This window comes from Shewanella sp. 0m-6, assembly GCF_052977325.1.
This window is the reverse complement of record NZ_JBRIMD010000018.1, coordinates 25,342-44,081: the sequence shown is the minus strand read 5'-3', so window position 1 is coordinate 44,081 and position 18,740 is coordinate 25,342. Positions and strand designations below refer to the sequence as shown.

The following is an 18,740-nucleotide window of genomic DNA, read 5'->3' as shown; positions in this document are numbered from 1 at the left end:
GTACTGAACGTAAATATTAACATTCGGAAATTTTGATTATGTCCAATCCCGCTCAGCGAGCAAACAAACTGTTTGTGCAAACTTTTGGCACCCAAGCTGATGAGCTTTATTGTGCCCCTGGACGCGTTAACCTCATTGGTGAACATACCGACTATAACGATGGATTTGTGCTACCCGCCGCCATCAACTTCCATACCGCCATAGTAGTCAAGCGCCGTGATGACCTTCGCTTTCGCGCCGTATCTGACGCCTTTCCCGGTGAAATTGAAGAGTGGGTATTTGGTGAAGAAGGAGTGCCAGTTAAAAACCATTGGTCGAACTACTTAAAAGGTTTCACTGCCGCTATGGCCACCTCGGGTCTTGCCCCCAAAGGGCTCGATCTAGCCGTTGTCAGTAATGTGCCAATGGGCGCAGGCCTGTCGTCTTCTGCAGCCCTTGAGGTTGCTTTTGGCACCGCGGTTAACGACTGTAGTCAAATCAAGCTCTCACCTCTTGCCATCGCTCAGTTAGCACAACGCGGCGAAAACCAATTTGTTGGCTGCGCCTGCGGTATCATGGATCAGATGATCAGCGCGCTAGGTGAGCAGGACCATGCACTGCTTATCGACTGCCTCGATTTAGACAGTGAGGCGGTCAGTATTCCTGACAGTTTAAGCTTGATTATTATCAACTCTAATGTTCAACGCGGCCTCGTCGATTCGGAGTATAACCTTCGACGTGAGCAGTGTGAGCAAGCTGCTGCCCACTTTGGTCTTGAATCACTACGAGATCTGGATTTAGCCAGCCTTGAAGCGGGTAAATCTGAATTAACTGAAGCTTGTTATAAACGCGCAAAGCACGTGATCACTGAAAATCGACGCACCCAAAATGCAGCATGGGCACTAGAGTCTGCTGACATAGCGAAGGTCAGCCGTTTAATGGCAGAGTCCCATGCATCAATGCGGGATGATTTTGAAATCACCACAACAGAAATCGATTACCTCGTTGAAATCATCGCTAATGTTATTGGTGAGCATGGCGGCGTTCGCATGACTGGCGGAGGCTTTGGCGGCTGTGTTGTCGCCTTGGTCGATCACGCGCTCACCGACGCTGTTGTAGAAATTGTTGAACAGAAATATGCTGAAAAAACAGGTTTAGAAGCCGATATTTATCTGTGCAACGCTTGCGATGGCGCCAAGCGTATCGACGACTAGCTTAACCATTAACAGGACCTAATTATGGTACGTATTCGCCCCCTCGAGCCTTGGACTGATCCACGTGGTGGACAAATTGAGCGACTGCTCATCGACAACGGTACTATCGCCATTGAGGTGTTAAGCCTAGGCGGGATAATTCGCTCTTTATGGGCACCAGATCGAGATGGCGAGCGTGCCAATTTAGTTTTAGGCTGTGATAGCGCCGAAGATTATCTAGCACAAAATGCCTATCTAGGTGCCGTTGCAGGGCGGTATGCAAACCGCATCGCTAACGGCCAATTTAGTATTGGTCACAACCTGTATCAACTCGATGTCAATCAAGAGACTAACTGCTTACACGGTGGCAGCGAGGGATTTCATAAAAAAAACTGGCAGCTAGGCCCTTTACCAGACGGTGTGCGTCTCAGTCTAAGAAGCCCTGATGGAGATATGGGATTTCCGGGAAACTGCAATGTGCAGTTAGATTATCGTCTTGTTGGCAACAATCTTTATATCGAAATCTTAGCCAACTCAGATAAACCCTGCCCCATCAGCTTGACTCAACACAGTTATTTCAACTTAGATGCCAGCGACTCAAGTCTAGCGCACCAACTGCAAATCGATGCCACTGAGTATCTCGAAATGAATAATGTAGGAGTGCCTAGTGGGATCTGCGAAACCCGTGGCAGCGGTTTAGACTTATCTGTACCGACTCAACTGCAGTCGCTGATTGGTCGTGAGGAGTTAACTGCAACATCAGGTTTAGATCATTGCTTTTTATTACCGCAAAGTGAGTCGACATTACAGCGGTTTGGTAGGCTGAGCTCAGCCTACAGCGGTCGAAGCTTGACCCTATATACCAATCAGCCAGGCGTGCAGGTTTACGGTGCTAACCATTTACAAGGCATTACAGGTAAAAATCAAAAGACACTAAAACAGTACCAAGGTGTGTGCTTGGAGCCTCAGCAGATCCCCGATGCACCAAACCAAGCGGATATTGCAGGTGATGCTGTCATAGCTGCTGGTGAGATTTATCATCATATTAGCCGCTATCAATTTGAAAATGATGTTGCAGCTAATTAGTCACTTCTAATTACATTAAGCAAAAAAAAACAGCGCTAGCGCTGTTTTTTCATTAATTAATCATCGTAATCGTCTGACCAGTCATCATCATAGTCATCGTCACCGCCTGCCGACTCTAGTTCAGGCTCATCATCATCGACTGGTGCAGCCTTTGCCTTTTTAGGTGCAGCAGCAGCCTTAGGATTATTAGCCTCTACCCAGCCTTGATGTTTAGCCATAAACTCTTCTCTTGCTGCAAACCAAGCGGCGCCATAAGTTTTATCAACTTCAGCTATCGCCTGCTCATCAAGCTCATGTAAGTTAGGCTTAACGATATCTTCTGCATACTCAATAATTGACTCTCGAGTCGCGTTATAGAAGTAAACACGTCCAGCAGAAGCATCAGGAAACTGTTTATCATGAATTAGAATGGTATTGCCACGAGCTGTTCTTAGTTCGCCGTACCATACTGGTTTTTTTGTCGTCTTATACATATATGTTAATGCCCTTAAATCAACACATACAAAAATCAATAAGAGGCAAATTGCGCTAACATTTACCTCCGTTTTCCCTGTATTTCGTCATCAGGGACAGAAGCGGTATTTTTACAGATTTTTGCCGAATATCAATAGTTGTAAATACAAAATATCACTCTCAAAGATGAAATAAATCACATAAATTATTCAGCTCTTATCGAATTTAGTTCAAAGCAGCGGTTATTCAAGTTTTTCGTTATCAATAAATTCAAAAAATTATAAACTAGGTTAAGAACCCTCACAACATCAACCGTTTAAACAACAATCATCGACAAATAACAACAAGCGACTTTTATGACATAAAACAGCTACCACTATAGTGTAAGTACAATATGACAAGAGCATGTCAACCCGCTCATAAAGGAGTGCCGCCTAAAAGAGAAATACTATTTTTCCCGCCCCCAATGACAAGCTTAGACCACTAAATAAGCTAAATATCCCCCTTTATCGGCATACTTTTGATAGACTAGTCTCGCCTTATAGAGTGACTAACAATAGGATTGTTTTGAAGTGTAGATTACTAATCGTATTAGCCGTAAGCTTCTCCTCCCACGCAGACGAGATCATCGTTGCATCAGATATATGGTGCCCCTATATCTGCACTGATGATTCAGGTTATGTGGTCGAGTTAACCCAACAAGCCTTTGCCTCGGTGAATATCAACGTCAAGTTTGAGCTCATCCCCTTTCAGCGCGCATTGAAGCTTGCAAGTCAGCATAAGATTGATGCTGTGCTGGCTGTCACGAGTGAGCATGTGGCCGCTTTTGAACTTTATAATAATCACCTTGTTATTGGGCAATATACCAATGACTTCTTTACCCACAGCAATGACGACTGGCAATTTACTGATCTCCCTAGCCTAGATGATAAACACCTAGCCTCTATCTTAGGGTATGACTATGGCAACGCATTGAACCAATACCTTAAACAACACCCAACTCATTTTCGAACTTCAGGGGAAACCCCGCTAAAAACGAACCTTCACTTAGTGATCAAAAACCGCGTAGATGTCATATTAGGCAATCGCTATGTTATCGATTACTCAGCCAAACAAAACGGTTATAGCGACCTTATTCGCTTTGCGGGCAGCGAAGGAGAAGCTACTCCACTCTATGTAGGCTTTAGCCACAATGTGCAAGGCCTGCAATATGCTGAAAAATTTGCAGAAGGCGTTAAAAACTTAAAACGCTCTGGTGCCTATCAAGCCATTCTCGATAAATACCACGTTAACTTTTAAACCTATGTGCTTAAAGCTGTAGCCCTCAAAATACAGACATAAAAAAAGCGACCATAAGGTCGCTTCATATAACTAAATAACAGTATTAGTCACTAAGTAAACTTAGAAAGCTGCTGTTATCACATCAGAACAAAGACTGCTTGATGCTTCACATACCTTGTATTCTACCGATGCTGCAGCACCAGAGAAACGGTCACGGTAACGGCCATCATTGCTTGTAGTTGCTATCGCATTGCCATCACGATAAATCACCACGTTATCACCTGATGCACCATCCCAAGTTAAGTCGACCAGTGCACTGCCACGACGTGATAGCTTAGCGCGTGCGACACCCGCTGTAATGCTATGCTCAAAGACCTCTACATTCATCGTCGCGGTATCACTATTACCTTCAGCATCTGTAACCGTCATAGATACAGTGTAAGTTCCAGCAGCCGCGTAACTATGAGCTGGGCTCATCTCTGTCGATACACCACCATCACCCAGATCCCAGCTATAACCAACAATATCATCGTTCACATCACTACTTGAGTTAGTAAAGGCAACATTGAGACCATCTACAGCATAGCTAAAGCCAGCGACAGGTGCAGCTGGAGCCGCCTCACCCACACCAGAGATAATCATCCCCCAGCTATTGAGTGTTCCCGTATCCGAACCAACATTGTCATCAACTGACAATGTCCAAGTACCGGTTGCCATTTCACCATTAAAGGCACTCAAGTCCCAGCTCTTAACGATATCGTCTGCACTGCCACCTTCACGGTTATGTAGCACAACTTCAGTGCCAGCTGGCGAAGTTAAGGTGACGGCGAGATCGCCGCTCCAAGTATGAGAGATATCCACATTAGCGTTAACACCAAATACCTGAACATCATCGGCAATCACGATAGTGCTAACAATACCTGCCGGATCATTATCAGGGATCGCTGCAGAATCAGTATTTGAGTAAGTAAAGTCCTGAATACCTTCAGGTAGCACTGTGAGTGAAACCGCTTTGCTCTTAACAATGCTGCCGTCATCACCCGAAACCGTTATGGTGTAATCTCCCCAAGCAGCTGCAGCATCAGTTGCAACATCAACAGTAAAGCTATCACCTGCCATTACGCTGCTACTCGATAACGTTACACCAGCAAGAGTTGGCGTAACATCGACAGTTAATGCCACTGTACCGTCCCACCCCGCGACACTGCCGACACTAAAGTCATAACGAGTTGAGCTACCGGCTTCTACAGTTTGTGAAGTTGGCGTTACCGTAAAGCGATAAGCAGGATCGGGATCGGCAAGATCAAGCGCGTTGGCTACGTTCAATCGCGTCCCCGCAACGGTCTTACCTGCAAGTGCAGTATTGGCATCACCAGAATCCATCAGCAACTGCTTCATCTCTAACGGTGTTAAGTCTGGATTAATAGACCATACTAGCGCTGCAGCACCTGTCATATGAGGTGTCGCCATTGATGTACCAGAGTATGTCGAGTACGTGTTGCCCGGTGTAGTTGAAAGAATAGCTGAACCCGGCGCCCCCATATCAACGCTGGTTAAGCCCCACTGAGAAAAGCTAGACATGTCATCATTTCGATCTGTGCTGGCAATCGACATAACCGCATCAGAATCATAACTTGATGGATAGTGCGGATTCGCATCATTATCGACCGCACTGTTACCCGCTGCAGCAAAGAACAAAATCCCAGCATCACCACCGGCATCGATAGAGTCTTTCAACGCTTGGCTAAAGCCACCGCCGCCCCAAGAGTTATTCGTCGCCTTAATTTCTACGCCATGATTTAACTTTAAATCTGTCATATAGTCGATACAAGCAATCGCATTAGCCGTAGAGCCTGAGCCACTCGAATCTAAGAACTGACAACCCACAATACTCACGTCCCAGTTAACACCTACAACGCCAACACCATTGTTACCCGACGCACCAATCGTCCCTGCTACGTGAGTACCATGGCCGTTGCCGTCCATAGGATCGCCACTGTTATTCACAGCGTTAAAACCATGAATATCATCGATTACACCGTTACCATCATCATCGATGCCGTTACCAGCAATTTCATTCGGGTTGGTCCACATATTTGCCTGTAGATCTGGGTGGTTATAATCAACACCGGTATCAATTACACCAACCACAATAGCGCTATCACCAGTGGTGACATCCCAAGCTTCTACTGCATCAATATCGGCATCAGCTACACCGCCATCTTGGCCCGTGTTATTCATGCCCCATAAAGACACAAAGTCTGGATCATCAGGCGTACCAATCGCCTTAATCACATAGTTAGGTTCTGCATATTTTACTGCAGGATGACGACTGATCATCTTGATCGCCTGCCCAACATCTGAACCTGGACGAAGTGATAATCTAGCCAGCTTACCCTCAAGCAAGTTAGCAAAACGGTCATCAACACCATCGGCATTAACATCACGCATAGAAGCCCTAACCAGACGTTGAGCCGACGCGCGCTCGCTCTGAGTGGCATTGTCTTTATAAACAACGATTAGCGAGTCTTTAATATATTCGTGTTGAGTTACTACTTTCGCCTGCACTGGAGCAGACGAAACCGCGATAATTCCAGCGATAGCAGAGGCTAACGGTGTCAGTTTCTTAAACATAAACAGGTTCCCTATTAATCCTTTAAATTTCCCGAACCGGTACCCCAAACACTCCATTATCCAGCCCATAACAACGCTTGGCTTGTTGAAAACAAAAGTGAACATCCGGCATTTTTAACCCATCAAATTGTTGCCACAGCGCCTCAGTATTTGAAAGAGCTTGCCGACCAATTAGGACTAAACTACTAATCCCATTGCATTATAAAAAGTGCCCCAAAAACAGTTAAAAAAACCAAAACCTCTTAGCATTCAACAGTAAAAAGATAATCTATCGTCAGATTGGTAGAATTTTCATCTACTCAAATAAGTAGACCTTTTTCTTATTGCAGCAAAAAAACAACAGGGTAACTTGAGGAACTTATCTGGCGAGCAACTTCTAGTAAAGAGACCTCACCAGCAAGCACAAAGTGAAGTGTGCTTCACCTTGTAATCTTAATGAAGGAGCGTTAAGTGTCGGTTTTTAAAACAGTTGGAGTCATCCTTGCCCTCTCACTCTATTCAGCCTCTAGCCTTGGCAATGAATCAGAGTTAGTTGCCAATGAACTCCCCATAACACTGCAAACACTTCTCGAAAGTTCAGGGCGAGACAACATTATTAACCTTGTGCAAGTCGGCGTACTTAACCAAGCCAGTCTGAGCCAGTCTGGCGAGGGAAATATCACTGACTTAATCCAAGTTGGCAGTAGTAATCAAGCAGAAGTCATTCAATTTGGACAAGATAATGAAGTTGATCTTTTACAAGCTGGGACGGATAACCAAGCCTATATCACCCAGATTGGCAATGACAATTTAGTACAAATAAATCAGCTGGGAAGTGCCAGTTTTTCAATTGAACAGATTGCAGACGGTGCCGCAATCACAATTACTCAATATTAAGCAGGGAGCCTCTAATGAGATCGCAAACAACTAAAACTATGATTGCGCTAGCGATTACAGCAAGTTTAGGCCTAAGCAGCAATGCATTAGCCGATTCAGCAAACAGTGCCACAATTATTCAAACCACTGTCGCATCGGGTGACGTTGTTGGTCAGGACGCTACCATTCGCCAAGCCGGTGATCTACATATTGCTAGCGTTAAACAGACCGGTGATGACCAAGCAGCGACTGTCACACAAGATGGCGAGTGGATTGAGGCCTACGTTGAGTCAACGGGTGAAGGCAATGTGATTGATATTAATCAAACTGAAGATTGGCACATTACAGATGCAAACATTGAAGGTGACGGCAACGAAGTGAATGTCAATCAATCAGGCTTTTTTAGCCAAATTGATATTGATGTGACGGGTAATAGCAACATGGTTGATGTCATGCAGACTGGTGAGCAAAACGAAGCTGTTGTTGAACTCGTGGGGGCTGAAAACACGAGCTATGTTGAGCAAGATGGTAACGGTAACTTTGCCACGTTCCGTGTTGAAGGTAACGGCAACGACGGTGATATCACTCAGTACGGCGACAACAACGTTGCAGGTATGGTATCACTGGATATTAGCGCCAATGTTGGTGACAACAACGACGTTGAGGTTTACCAAGAAGGCAATGATAACCTAGGTGCAGTTAAAGGCGTTGAGGGCGATAACAATAATTTTGTTGTCTCTCAAGCAGGCGATAGCAACACAGGTTTTGTATATGCGCTGGCCGGTTCTGATAATGAAATTGAAATTGAACAAGTTGGTACCGGTAACACGGCTTACTTAGCCTTTACCGCTGGTGACGACAATGACATCGAGATTGAGCAAGATGGTAGCTCGAACACCATTGGCGATACATTAGTTGCCGAAATTCAAGGTGGTGATAATACGATTCGTATTGAGCAAGATGGTGATAATAATGGCGCTGAGTTTCAAGTATTTGGTGACGAAAACAGTGTGAATCTAGATCAAGAAGGCAATGGTAACTTTGCGACATTCGCTCAGTATGGTGACGACAATGATATCTCAATCATATCTGACGGTGACGCCAATACTGCAGTAGCCTTCACTGAACTCGACGATAACAGCATCGAAATCGCTCAAGAAGGCAATGAGAACTTCGGTTATGCCGACGTACTAGGCTTCGGTAATGATGTTGATATCGAGCAAGATGGCAACCAAAATGAAGCCCTTGTTACAGTCGTCGGTTTTGATAACACTGAAGTAGAAATGACGCAAGAAGGTGATCTTAACCTGATTGACCTCATTATTGTAGGCGATGAAAATATCGCGACTATCTATCAAACAGGCAATGGCAACTGGGTTGGCGCTGAAGATGACGGTGGCTTTATGGTTGAAGGCGTAGAAAATACGCTGACTATTGCCCAAACTGGTAACGATAACCTCGTAATGGGTTCTCAGTCAGGTTCTGGTAACGCTATTTCAGTTACGCAAACTGGTGACTTTAATACAGCAACGGTAATGCAAAACTAAAATATAACTTCAAAGTGAGATCAAAAAAGGGAGCTTAGGCTCCCTTTCTTTTTATATATTACTTCAGTGTTAATTTAAGCCAGAAGTAACATTCCACTATCTAAGCATTAAGAGCAGAGTTCGAATTGGCTTTGGTAGGTTTGCGCCCAACGTAATAACTCAACCCTATTGCGTGACTGAGTCTTTCTAAAAATCGATGAAATATGTGCCTTAACCGTATGCTCACTAATGCAAAGCTGATGAGCAATCTCTTTATTACGTGCTCCACTTGATACGAGCTGAATAATGGTTCTTTCACGCCCAGTTAGCATTTGTAGCATTACCACCGTGTCTTGCAAAGATTCAGAGCCACTATCTAAACGCTTAACTAAGTGATTAAACATTTCACTGAGTAATTTTCTGTCGTACCACAGCTCATTGGCGACCATTTTGCGCAAGCCAGTTAATAGTAGATCCATTCCCTGATCCGCATACAACAAGCCCTTAATTCCCAACAGCATTGCAGCTTTAGGATCTAATGAGTCGCGCTCAACTTGGTATAAAGCGATGGGATACTGAGATACGAGCCTAGCAGCAACTAAAGGGATCCCTTTACTATCAAGGGCTGTACCTTTTTGAGCAACAAGATAGAAGCGATTACATTCTTTAGCCACCACAAGATCTGACGGCTTTTTGATTACTCTGGTTTTTAAACCAATCGATTCGGCTAAAATAGCCAAGTGACAGGGCGATGCGACCTGATGAATAAATACTAACTCATCGATTTTACTCATTGAATTCTCTCCGTGAATTTGCCAGTTCCCTGCACTATAGACAGTCAGTAAAGTAGACCCCTAACATGACCAACCCCTATGTCAGCAACAAGATTGCAACATTAATACCGCACAACGAAATAAATAGCCACAAAAACAGGTACGCACAAGCATATAGCCTGTAAATAAAATCATACACGGAAGATTAAACTGAATATTGGATATTAAATATGAAATATTGATAGGCAAGATGAGCAAGAAAAATGTTTTCTTGCTCACTTAGCAGTGCATTTATTAACAAAATATAAAATACTTATGCGGCCGTCCAGTAGCCCATCTTAACGCCTTTATCAACAAGCTCCGATACCGCTAATTCAATCGCTTGTAGCACACAAAATTGTACCGGCTCATTGGTTGTAAAGCCGACTTCCGCTTCAGCTAAGCGGTTAAGGCTGGTAAAGCGGATCAACCCTGCACGCATTTCCTGAGAAAAGACTCGTTTTGTTGTCGACACTGACATCATGACTTTACCCGTATGTACATCAACAGCACGTAGATAAATGGTCACTTGATCTTCACGATACATTTCTGATGCGCCAATCCCGTAATACTCGACTCCAGCACCACCAGTACTGATATTAGTTTCATAACTAATAATGCCGCCCTCTAATAAAAGTCGAGCATTGGTTAGCTGAGGCACCTCGTCTTTTTTCGTCTTTACAGGTTGTTTTTTAGTAATTTTTCTCTCGGTTAATAGGTTTTGTAGCCCCTCTCTTTCAACCGGAGTGAACCACTTTGAATCAAGCAATGTTTGCACCAGCATAGACGTGGCACCTTGGGTGACAGCTGTCGAGAATGAGCTGACATTTTGCTGAGGCTTATACTGACCCGTTTGATCCCTAAAAGAATAGACCGCAACCGGGATTGGATACTTTGGTCCAGGCTTTGCCATTAAAGCCTGCATGGTTTCGCTAGTTGGATTAAGTTTAGCTTCGGTAATATTCAGTTCAGGCTTTGGAATAAGACTACAGCCGACCAAACCGAGTGCAACAATCAACGTAGTTAACGATTTCATCAGTTACCCTCCATATGTCGGCATTTCAATAACGGTCACTTCACCCGTAAGCAAGTTAGTTATCGTCAACATAACGCCACCACCAATTGATGCAACTTCAATTCTAAAATCGCCCGTGTCATAGGTGCCATCTGTGATTTCACCACTGGCCACACCACGCGTGATGGTGTTCATGATGTTACGTTCAAGGGACTCCTTAAAGCGGGTGACAAAATCTTTTTCGCTCGTACCGGCCGTATGGTCATTTTGCGCATTGGCCTTGTTGAGTAGATAAGAACCGTTCAGCGCAGAGCCACCAAAACTGGGATTAATTGGTGTATAAACCAGCTCTGTTGCTTGGCTAGGGCTCGCTAATAGCAGCCCTATGAGAATTAACATCCTGTTATTCATTATCGTTATCCTAGTATCCGTCAGAACCGTCTGCCAACTCTCCTGTAATCGCATTTGCCCTAACCCGAGCTAAATGATCGATTGTGAGTAAAATAGCCTGCTCTGCTCTTTCTTTTATTGGACTCGCTCTACGTCCAAAATGGGTTTTGTAGATGGTTATCCCATTCACCTCTAGAGTGAGTAAGGTACCCGCTTGTGGGAAGACCGTTTCATATAAAGTGACGTTAAAACCTTGAGTAAAAGGCAGGTCTCGCCAATAGCTTGAATAATAGAAGCTAAAATCTTTCCCAAAACGGGTGAGCGTTCTATCGATAACTAAGCCACTAATTTCAATATCGTTATCTTCAGCAGCGACAGGGAAAGTACAGCAGAAAATCAGTATAAGAATTGAAATTGTTTTCCGCATAACCAGTGCAACCCTTGGGTAGAATTTCTCATTTGAAAACCTGATAACAACACTTAGTCGTACTTAGTCGTCGCCATCCCGCTGCTATAATTTTGAGTTTTCTACACTAGCAGCTATTCCATCTATTTTGATGCCCAAAACGAGACTGTTTGCCACTGGAATATCAAAGGTAGAAAAAAGGCGTAGTACTTTTAGGTACGTTTGTAGAAACGCGAGGTATTAAATCAATGATAAATGTTCAAAAAAAAGCCCAGCATTTCTGCTGGGCTCAGGGATATTTATCTATATAAAAGTGTCAGAAAAAGAAAAACCCAGCTTTTATGCTGGGTTCATATATGGTTTTAACTTTAACTTTACAGTTTTAAATAAACCGTCTGCTAGAACGGGATATCGTCGTCCCAGCCATCATCCAAATCTGGAGTGAAGTTCTGCTGTGGCTGCGGTGCTGGGCGCTGTTGTGGCGCTTGCTGAGGAGCCGGAGTAGACTGTGGCTTAGGTGCATAACCACCTTGCTGTGGAGCTTGTTGTTGCGGCGCAGCCTGCTGGTAACCACTCTGCTGAGCAGGTGCTTGTTGTGGCTTAGGTGCATAACCGCCCTGCTGTGGAGCTTGTTGTTGCGGCGCAGGTGCGTATCCACCTTGCTGCTGTGATTGCTGCTGGCCATAACCAGAGTTACCACCTTGTGCCGGAGCGCCACCGCTTTGGTTGCGACTACCTAGCATCTGCATGCTACCACTTTGATCGACAACAACTTCAGTGCTGTAACGATCTTGTCCGCTTTGGTCTTTCCACTTACGTGTTTGTAGCTTGCCTTCAAGATAAACTTGAGAGCCTTTACGTAAATATTCACCAGTGATTTCAGCTAACTTGCCGAACATCACAACACGGTGCCATTCAGTACGCTCCTGCTGTTGACCTTGTTGGTCTTTCCAAGACTCACTTGTCGCCACGGTAATATTGGCTACGGCATTGCCATTCGGCATATAACGTACTTCAGGATCTTGTCCTAAATTGCCCACCAAAATTACTTTATTGACACCACGACTAGCCATTGAAATCTCCTGCGACATTCATTAAATTTTTACTAATTGACAGAGCCTAACACAGCTCTGGCTTCTCTCAAATCGAAATGGTCATCTACTTTTAAATAAGCCACTTTCTCTTCGAGTACAACGATAGCTTCTGACACACCGGCCAATGCCGACAGCTCAGTAGCCATCACCACTGCACTCTGTTTATCGCTCACATTGGCTTCTAATGTGTAACTCTTGAGTAGCACTGGATTTTTCATTCCGAAGGTCAACAAAAACCACAGGCACATTAAGCCTAATGCGACCGCAAATACTCCAGATGCACCGACCAGCTGATAGGCACCGCCGCCTAATAAACCACCACAAAATGCACCTAAGAATTGACTCGTTGAATAAACCCCCATTGCAGAGCCTTTATCACCAACAGGACAAAACTTGGCAATTAAACTAGGTAGCGATGCCTCAAGGTAGTTAAAACCAGTAAAGAACAACACCACAGCAATGCTTAATACCACTAAATTATTGGCAAACATCGCCATAGAGCCCAGTGCAACCATCATGATAATGAGGGCGACTTGGAACATGCCTTTAGTATTATTGCGCTTAACCCCAATAATAATCAGCGGCACCATCAAGAAAAATGCCCCCATAAAGGCTGGAAAATAGAGCATCCAGTGCTCTTCTTTGGCTAAGCCCGCATCAACCAAGTCTAGCGGCAGCGCCACAAACACAGCGGTTAATACCAGGTGCAAAATAAAAATACCGGCGTCGAGTCTAAATAACTGCGGATCAAATAGCATACGCTTCAGCTTTTCAGGCGCCGCAACCGTATCCCCTTTTGGGGCCTGCGAAATCGGGTTAGGCACTAAAAGCTGCACGATAAGCATACCTAACAGCGCAAGCCCAGCCGTCATAAAGAATAAGCCTGACAAGCCTAAATGCTGCGCCACAATGGGCCCAACTAATAAAGACAAGGCAAACGAGAAGCCGATACACATGCCGATAATCGCCATCACCTTGGTGCGTTGCTCATCTCGGGTTAAATCTGCAGCCAAGGCTAAAACAGCGGCGGCAATCGCCCCCATGCCTTGCAAGGCTCGCCCGGCCACTACGCCATAGATAGTGTCGGCATTGGCTGCCACTAGACTGCCAAGAGCAAAGATCAGTAGTCCGATTAAAATAATCGGTTTACGACCAAATTTATCAGATAAGATCCCCATCGGGATTTGCAAAATCGCTTGTGTTAAACCGTATGCGCCAATGGCAATACCCACCCATAAAGGCGAAAAACCTTCTAAGTGTTGTCCATAAAGTGCAAATACAGGCATGATCATAAACAAGCCCATCATTCGCAATCCAAACACACTGGCTAAAGAAAACGCGACTTTTTTCTCTGTTTTGGAAAGTCCGTTGTTGGCCATGGCCCCGCCCTGATCAGTGACTTTAAATTGGTCGCGCAGTTTATCACGAAGTTTTTCAATAGCCCAAAAGTAAAAAGCAAAGATGCAAAGTCAAACCATCTTTTAAACACAGACTTCAGAAAGCTTTGATACCTAATGCCTTTATCTCGGTTTCTTAGAGAGATCTTGGTTCACTCCTACAATTGATAGCCAGTTCTGTCTATTTCCTGTGGCAATTTTGTGAGATACTTAACCACTTTTTTCGGCTTTGAGATCTGAACGCTAGATGGAAAATATTGAAGTACGTGGTGCTCGTACCCACAATCTTAAAAACATCAACCTAACTATTCCTCGCGACAAACTAATTGTCATCACGGGGTTGTCAGGTTCGGGCAAATCTTCTCTTGCTTTTGACACGCTTTATGCAGAAGGCCAACGACGCTATGTCGAGTCTTTATCAGCCTATGCCCGTCAATTCTTGAGCTTGATGGAAAAGCCTGATGTTGATCATATTGAAGGCTTAAGCCCTGCCATTTCCATCGAACAAAAATCAACGTCTCATAACCCACGCTCAACGGTGGGTACCATTACCGAAATCTACGATTATTTAAGACTGTTGTTTGCCCGCGTAGGTGAACCGCGCTGCCCAACTCATGGCAAGCCTCTAGCGGCTCAAACCGTTAGCCAGATGGTTGATAAAGTGCTTGAGTTACCTGAAGACAGCCGTCAAATGCTGCTTGCGCCGGTAATTAATAACCGCAAGGGTGAACACGTAAAGCTATTAGAGAGCCTATCAGCACAAGGTTATATTCGCGCTCGCATCGACGGCGAAGTCTGTGACTTAAGCGATCCACCAGAGCTTGATCTTCATGTTAAGCACACCATCGAAGTGGTCGTTGACCGCTTTAAAGTCCGCGGTGATATTAAGCAACGTTTAGCCGAGTCGTTTGAAACGGCACTTGAGTTATCTGGTGGCATAGCAAAAATTGCCTGCATGGATCCTGTTGAAGGTAAAGCTAAGCCTGAAGAGCAAGTTTTCTCGGCTAACTTCGCCTGCCCAGTATGTGGTTACTCAATGGCCGAGCTTGAGCCAAGGATCTTCTCGTTTAATAATCCCGCAGGCGCCTGCCAAACATGTGATGGCCTTGGGGTACAACAGTTCTTCGATCCTGAACGCGTGATCACCAACACTGAACTGTCACTTGCTGGCGGAGCGATTAGAGGCTGGGATAGACGTAATTTCTATTACTTCCAAATGCTCACCTCATTAGCCGACCATTATAAGTTTGATATCGAAAAGCCGTTTGAGCAGCTCAGCGATGATGTGCGTAAAATCGTGCTTTATGGTTCAGGTAATCAGAGCATTGCTTTTAGGTACATTAACGATCGCGGCGATGTTGTTGTTAGAAATCATCCTTTCGAAGGGATTTTAAACAATATGGACAGGCGCTACCGTGAGACTGAGTCAAACGCGGTTCGCGATGAACTAACCAAGTTCATTAATACTCAATCGTGCCAAAGTTGTGGTGGTTCACGCCTGCGTGAAGAAGCGCGTAACGTGTTTATTGAAGACTTGAATTTACCGGTGTTAACTCAATGGTCTATTGGCGAAGCCATGAACTATTTTGAAAACCTAGAACTTACCGGTCAGCGCGCACAGATTGCCGATAAAATCTTAAAAGAAGTCCGTGACCGCTTAGGCTTCTTGGTCAATGTGGGCTTGAATTACTTAAGCCTTTCACGCTCTGCCGATACACTTTCAGGTGGTGAAGCGCAGCGTATTCGTCTGGCTAGCCAAATTGGTGCAGGCCTTGTGGGCGTAATGTACGTACTCGATGAACCTTCGATTGGCTTACATCAGCGTGATAACGAGCGTCTATTGCAAACCCTTATTCACCTGCGTGATTTAGGTAATACCGTTATCGTGGTTGAGCATGATGAAGATGCGATTCGTATGGCTGACCATGTTATTGATATCGGCCCAGGTGCTGGTGTGCATGGCGGCCAGGTGATTGGCGAAGGTACGCTGCAAGATCTGCTCAACTGTAAAGAATCTATCACTGGTCAGTACCTTTCTGGTGAAAAGACGATTCACATAAAGACCGAACGCACTCAATACGATCCTGAAAAATTGATTGAGCTATTTGGTGCATCGGGTAACAACCTTAAATATGTCGATCTGCAAATTCCAGTCGGCTTGTTTACCTGTATCACTGGCGTGTCAGGTTCGGGTAAGTCGACTCTGATTAATGATACTTTTTATAAGATTGCGCACATGCAACTTAATGGTGCAACGGTCGATGAGCCCGCTCCCTATAAAAGCATTGTCGGCATGGATCACTGTGATAAAGTCGTCGATATCGACCAAAGCCCTATCGGCCGCACACCGCGCTCAAATCCTGCCACTTACACGGGTATTTTCACCCCTATTCGTGAACTGTTTGCTGCAACACAGGAATCACGTACTCGCGGTTACCAACCGGGTCGATTCTCTTTCAACGTCAAAGGTGGTCGCTGTGAAGCTTGTCAGGGTGACGGCTTAATTAAAGTTGAAATGCACTTCTTACCCGATGTGTATGTGCCATGTGACAACTGTAAGGGGCAGCGTTATAACCGCGAAACCTTAGATGTGCGCTTTAAAGGTAAAAACATTCACGAAGTGCTGCAGATGACAGTTGAAGAGGCGCGTCCGTTCTTCGATGCGATCCCAGCCGTAGCCCGTAAATTACAAACCTTGATGGATGTGGGCTTGTCTTATATTCGTCTTGGCCAAAGCGCCACCACCCTGTCAGGTGGTGAGGCTCAGCGCGTTAAACTCGCCAAAGAGTTATCTAAACGTGATACCGGTAAAACCTTGTACATTCTTGATGAACCCACTACAGGACTGCACTTTGCCGACATCCAACTTTTATTGGATGTTTTGCATAGACTCAAATCTCATGGCAACACTATCGTGGTGATTGAGCATAATCTCGATGTGATTAAAACTGCAGACTGGATTATCGATCTTGGCCCCGAAGGCGGCTCTGGCGGTGGTACCATCTTAGTTGCCGGTACACCTGAAGAGGTTGCTGAACATACAGAGTCCCATACCGCCCGCTTTTTGAAGCCATTGCTTCAAAAGTCATAAGAACTACAGACTCGCTAAATGCATTTTAGACTTGTTTTTTTAAGCTTAGGCCTAGTGTTTACACTTGGCCTACTGCTTATCGCGGTTATTGATCCCCTATTTGGTAACTGCACTTTACATAAGGCACGAGTGATAAGTAGCGATCAAGAATCCAGTACTATAGCACTGCCAGACGGCAGCGTTGCTCGTGTGCCCGTAGGTAACCTAAAAGAGGAGTCTCTGGTTAACGTTGGCGCAAAACATCGCTTGTTCTCCCAAGTACCTGTTTACAAAATTAAAGCTATCGACCTACCTCAAACCAATAATAATGTCGTCCAGCAACTAAAAATCTAGTCGCTAGTTGCGCCCTTAAAAGCTAATCTCAATATATTGGTTTAATACTTAAGGGCAAATGGATGTTGCGTTTACTGTTATTAATAGCGATTTCAATCACGCTTATCTCTTGTGCTAACCAGCCAAGTTGCAATAAAGCACCAATAATCGATTGGGCCGATACCGCAACGATTTCCGCCGATATCAACACTCTGACCAGCTCAGCGATGTCTGGGCGTAAAACCGGAACACAAGGCGCGGCATTAAGCAGAGCCTTTATTCAAAACCGCTACCAACAGATTGGCCTTAGCCCCTGGCAAGGTCAGTATCAACATCCATTTCACTACCGCCGCTCCTTCAGCGATAAATTAGGTATCAACATGATAGGCTTCGTTGCGGCCAATAATGGCAGTAAGCAATGGCGGATTATTATTGCTCATTACGATCACTTAGGTGGCGATGCTAATCGCTATCACCCTGGCGCCGATGACAATGCATCAGGTGTTGCAGGCTTACTACAGCTTGCACAACAAGCAAAGAGCCAAGGCAGTGAGGTGAACTTGCTATTTGTCGCAACAGATGCAGAAGAGCCAGGGCTTTATGGTGGCTATGCCTTGGTCGAAGCGCTAAAATTGCCCGATACCACACCACAAATTAATCAGATTGAGCTAGCAATTAATTTGGATATGATAGGTCGTCCAAACAGGCATGATGCCATCTATATTGAAGGCTCTCGCCGCTTCGAATCATTCTCTAAGATGCGTAGCGCAATTACACAATATAACCAGATGTGCATTAGAACCCAGCACCCGAGAGCCTTCGACGGTTCGGCTATTGCCTTCGACTTCTTAAGAGCCTCTGATCATTACCCACTGCATAAAGCTGGAATACCTTGGCTATATTTTGGTGTACCGGCACACCGCGATTACCATCAAACCACCGATACTGCCGATAATTTAGATGTTAACTTTATTGCATCTGTTAGTGAATCAGCCTACCAACTGCTAAAAATTGATAGCTTACTGCTAAGAAATGCTCACTAATGTGAACAAAGAATGATTTATTGGTTAACGCAAGTACTTAATTGGCCTACTATTTGCTATGGAATTAGATAAAGAACTAAGGATTAATTGGTATTACCAATTGTAGCCTGCTATACTAGTCGGCTTACTGATACGTTTTCAGTGCGGGAAGTCGACACGGGGTTGATTTTCTG

The 18,740-nt window shown here is 44.8% G+C and carries 16 protein-coding genes; 8 read left to right on the top strand and 8 right to left on the bottom strand.

The window, feature by feature from the left end; genetic code table 11:
• Positions 1-38 precede the first annotated feature (38 nt).
• Together galK and ACVBJC_RS14170 are read left to right on the top strand one after the other, a co-directional pair.
• Positions 39-1,193 (top strand): galactokinase, encoded by a 1,155-nt coding sequence (gene galK, locus ACVBJC_RS14175; protein ID WP_447161504.1) that lies wholly within the window; start codon positions 39-41, stop codon positions 1,191-1,193.
• Positions 1,194-1,217: 24 nt separating this feature from the next.
• Positions 1,218-2,258 (top strand): aldose epimerase family protein, encoded by a 1,041-nt coding sequence (locus ACVBJC_RS14170; RefSeq protein ID WP_447161503.1) that lies wholly within the window; start codon positions 1,218-1,220, stop codon positions 2,256-2,258.
• A 56-nt stretch (positions 2,259-2,314) separates the two neighbouring features.
• Here the strand turns inward: ACVBJC_RS14170 and ACVBJC_RS14165 are convergent, their stop codons facing one another.
• Complete coding sequence (locus ACVBJC_RS14165) at positions 2,315-2,731, bottom strand: hypothetical protein (protein ID WP_447161502.1); 417 nt, start codon at positions 2,729-2,731, stop codon at positions 2,315-2,317.
• Between the two features lie 547 nt (positions 2,732-3,278).
• Between ACVBJC_RS14165 and ACVBJC_RS14160 the strand changes: the two genes are divergently transcribed.
• Positions 3,279-4,010: a substrate-binding periplasmic protein gene (locus ACVBJC_RS14160; protein WP_447161501.1), complete on the top strand. Its 732-nt coding sequence runs from the start codon at positions 3,279-3,281 to the stop codon at positions 4,008-4,010.
• A gap of 102 nt (positions 4,011-4,112) precedes the next feature.
• Here the strand turns inward: ACVBJC_RS14160 and ACVBJC_RS14155 are convergent, their stop codons facing one another.
• Entirely contained in the window at positions 4,113-6,626 is a 2,514-nt protein-coding gene (locus ACVBJC_RS14155) for a S8 family serine peptidase (protein ID WP_447161500.1), read from the bottom strand.
• Between the two features lie 450 nt (positions 6,627-7,076).
• Between ACVBJC_RS14155 and ACVBJC_RS14150 the strand changes: the two genes are divergently transcribed.
• Together ACVBJC_RS14150 and ACVBJC_RS14145 are read left to right on the top strand one after the other, a co-directional pair.
• Positions 7,077-7,502 (top strand): curlin, encoded by a 426-nt coding sequence (locus tag ACVBJC_RS14150; protein WP_447161499.1) that lies wholly within the window; start codon positions 7,077-7,079, stop codon positions 7,500-7,502.
• Between the two features lie 14 nt (positions 7,503-7,516).
• Positions 7,517-9,028, top strand: a complete 1,512-nt coding sequence (locus tag ACVBJC_RS14145) for a curlin (protein WP_447161498.1) — start codon at positions 7,517-7,519, stop codon at positions 9,026-9,028.
• A gap of 107 nt (positions 9,029-9,135) precedes the next feature.
• Here ACVBJC_RS14145 and ACVBJC_RS14140 read toward each other — a convergent pair whose 3' ends face one another.
• The 6 genes from ACVBJC_RS14140 to ACVBJC_RS14115 form a co-directional block, all read right to left on the bottom strand.
• A complete protein-coding gene (locus tag ACVBJC_RS14140; RefSeq protein WP_447161497.1) occupies positions 9,136-9,801 on the bottom strand; it encodes a response regulator transcription factor in 666 nt (221 codons plus the stop codon).
• A 292-nt stretch (positions 9,802-10,093) separates the two neighbouring features.
• A complete protein-coding gene (locus ACVBJC_RS14135; protein ID WP_447161496.1) occupies positions 10,094-10,855 on the bottom strand; it encodes a CsgG/HfaB family protein in 762 nt (253 codons plus the stop codon).
• A 3-nt stretch (positions 10,856-10,858) separates the two neighbouring features.
• Positions 10,859-11,245, bottom strand: coding sequence for a curli assembly protein CsgF (locus ACVBJC_RS14130; RefSeq protein WP_447161495.1), 387 nt, complete (start codon positions 11,243-11,245; stop codon positions 10,859-10,861).
• A 10-nt stretch (positions 11,246-11,255) separates the two neighbouring features.
• Positions 11,256-11,651, bottom strand: coding sequence for a curli production assembly/transport protein CsgE (locus tag ACVBJC_RS14125; RefSeq protein ID WP_447161494.1), 396 nt, complete (start codon positions 11,649-11,651; stop codon positions 11,256-11,258).
• 377 nt (positions 11,652-12,028) lie between these two features.
• Positions 12,029-12,703, bottom strand: coding sequence for a single-stranded DNA-binding protein (ssb, locus tag ACVBJC_RS14120; protein ID WP_447161493.1), 675 nt, complete (start codon positions 12,701-12,703; stop codon positions 12,029-12,031).
• 32 nt (positions 12,704-12,735) lie between these two features.
• On the bottom strand, positions 12,736-14,103 hold the full coding sequence (locus ACVBJC_RS14115) for an MFS transporter (RefSeq protein WP_447161492.1): 1,368 nt from the start codon (positions 14,101-14,103) through the stop codon (positions 12,736-12,738).
• 265 nt (positions 14,104-14,368) lie between these two features.
• Here ACVBJC_RS14115 and uvrA point away from each other — a divergent pair, with 265 nt between their 5' ends.
• From uvrA to ACVBJC_RS14100, 3 genes are all read left to right on the top strand, one after another.
• Positions 14,369-17,212, top strand: coding sequence for an excinuclease ABC subunit UvrA (gene uvrA / locus ACVBJC_RS14110; protein ID WP_447161491.1), 2,844 nt, complete (start codon positions 14,369-14,371; stop codon positions 17,210-17,212).
• An 18-nt stretch (positions 17,213-17,230) separates the two neighbouring features.
• The gene (locus ACVBJC_RS14105) at positions 17,231-17,545 is read left to right on the top strand and encodes a hypothetical protein (protein ID WP_447161490.1); all 315 of its coding nucleotides are present in this window, start codon (positions 17,231-17,233) and stop codon (positions 17,543-17,545) included.
• A gap of 62 nt (positions 17,546-17,607) precedes the next feature.
• Positions 17,608-18,567: a M28 family peptidase gene (locus tag ACVBJC_RS14100; RefSeq protein WP_447161489.1), complete on the top strand. Its 960-nt coding sequence runs from the start codon at positions 17,608-17,610 to the stop codon at positions 18,565-18,567.
• Positions 18,568-18,740 lie beyond the last annotated feature (173 nt).

Bases quoted from the DNA above. Each gene is read 5' to 3' on its own strand.
- galK (WP_447161504.1), top strand. From the start codon at position 39: ATGTCCAATCCCGCTCAGCGAGCAAACAAACTGTTTGTGCAAACTTTT.
- ACVBJC_RS14170 (WP_447161503.1), top strand. From the start codon at position 1,218: ATGGTACGTATTCGCCCCCTCGAGCCTTGGACTGATCCACGTGGTGGA.
- ACVBJC_RS14165 (WP_447161502.1), bottom strand. From the start codon at position 2,731: ATGTATAAGACGACAAAAAAACCAGTATGGTACGGCGAACTAAGAACA.
- ACVBJC_RS14155 (WP_447161500.1), bottom strand. From the start codon at position 6,626: ATGTTTAAGAAACTGACACCGTTAGCCTCTGCTATCGCTGGAATTATC.
- ACVBJC_RS14145 (WP_447161498.1), top strand. From the start codon at position 7,517: ATGAGATCGCAAACAACTAAAACTATGATTGCGCTAGCGATTACAGCA.
- ACVBJC_RS14140 (WP_447161497.1), bottom strand. From the start codon at position 9,801: ATGAGTAAAATCGATGAGTTAGTATTTATTCATCAGGTCGCATCGCCC.
- ACVBJC_RS14135 (WP_447161496.1), bottom strand. From the start codon at position 10,855: ATGAAATCGTTAACTACGTTGATTGTTGCACTCGGTTTGGTCGGCTGT.
- ACVBJC_RS14130 (WP_447161495.1), bottom strand. From the start codon at position 11,245: ATGAATAACAGGATGTTAATTCTCATAGGGCTGCTATTAGCGAGCCCT.
- ACVBJC_RS14125 (WP_447161494.1), bottom strand. From the start codon at position 11,651: ATGCGGAAAACAATTTCAATTCTTATACTGATTTTCTGCTGTACTTTC.
- ssb (WP_447161493.1), bottom strand. From the start codon at position 12,703: ATGGCTAGTCGTGGTGTCAATAAAGTAATTTTGGTGGGCAATTTAGGA.
- ACVBJC_RS14115 (WP_447161492.1), bottom strand. From the start codon at position 14,103: ATGGCCAACAACGGACTTTCCAAAACAGAGAAAAAAGTCGCGTTTTCT.
- uvrA (WP_447161491.1), top strand. From the start codon at position 14,369: ATGGAAAATATTGAAGTACGTGGTGCTCGTACCCACAATCTTAAAAAC.
- ACVBJC_RS14105 (WP_447161490.1), top strand. From the start codon at position 17,231: ATGCATTTTAGACTTGTTTTTTTAAGCTTAGGCCTAGTGTTTACACTT.
- ACVBJC_RS14100 (WP_447161489.1), top strand. From the start codon at position 17,608: ATGTTGCGTTTACTGTTATTAATAGCGATTTCAATCACGCTTATCTCT.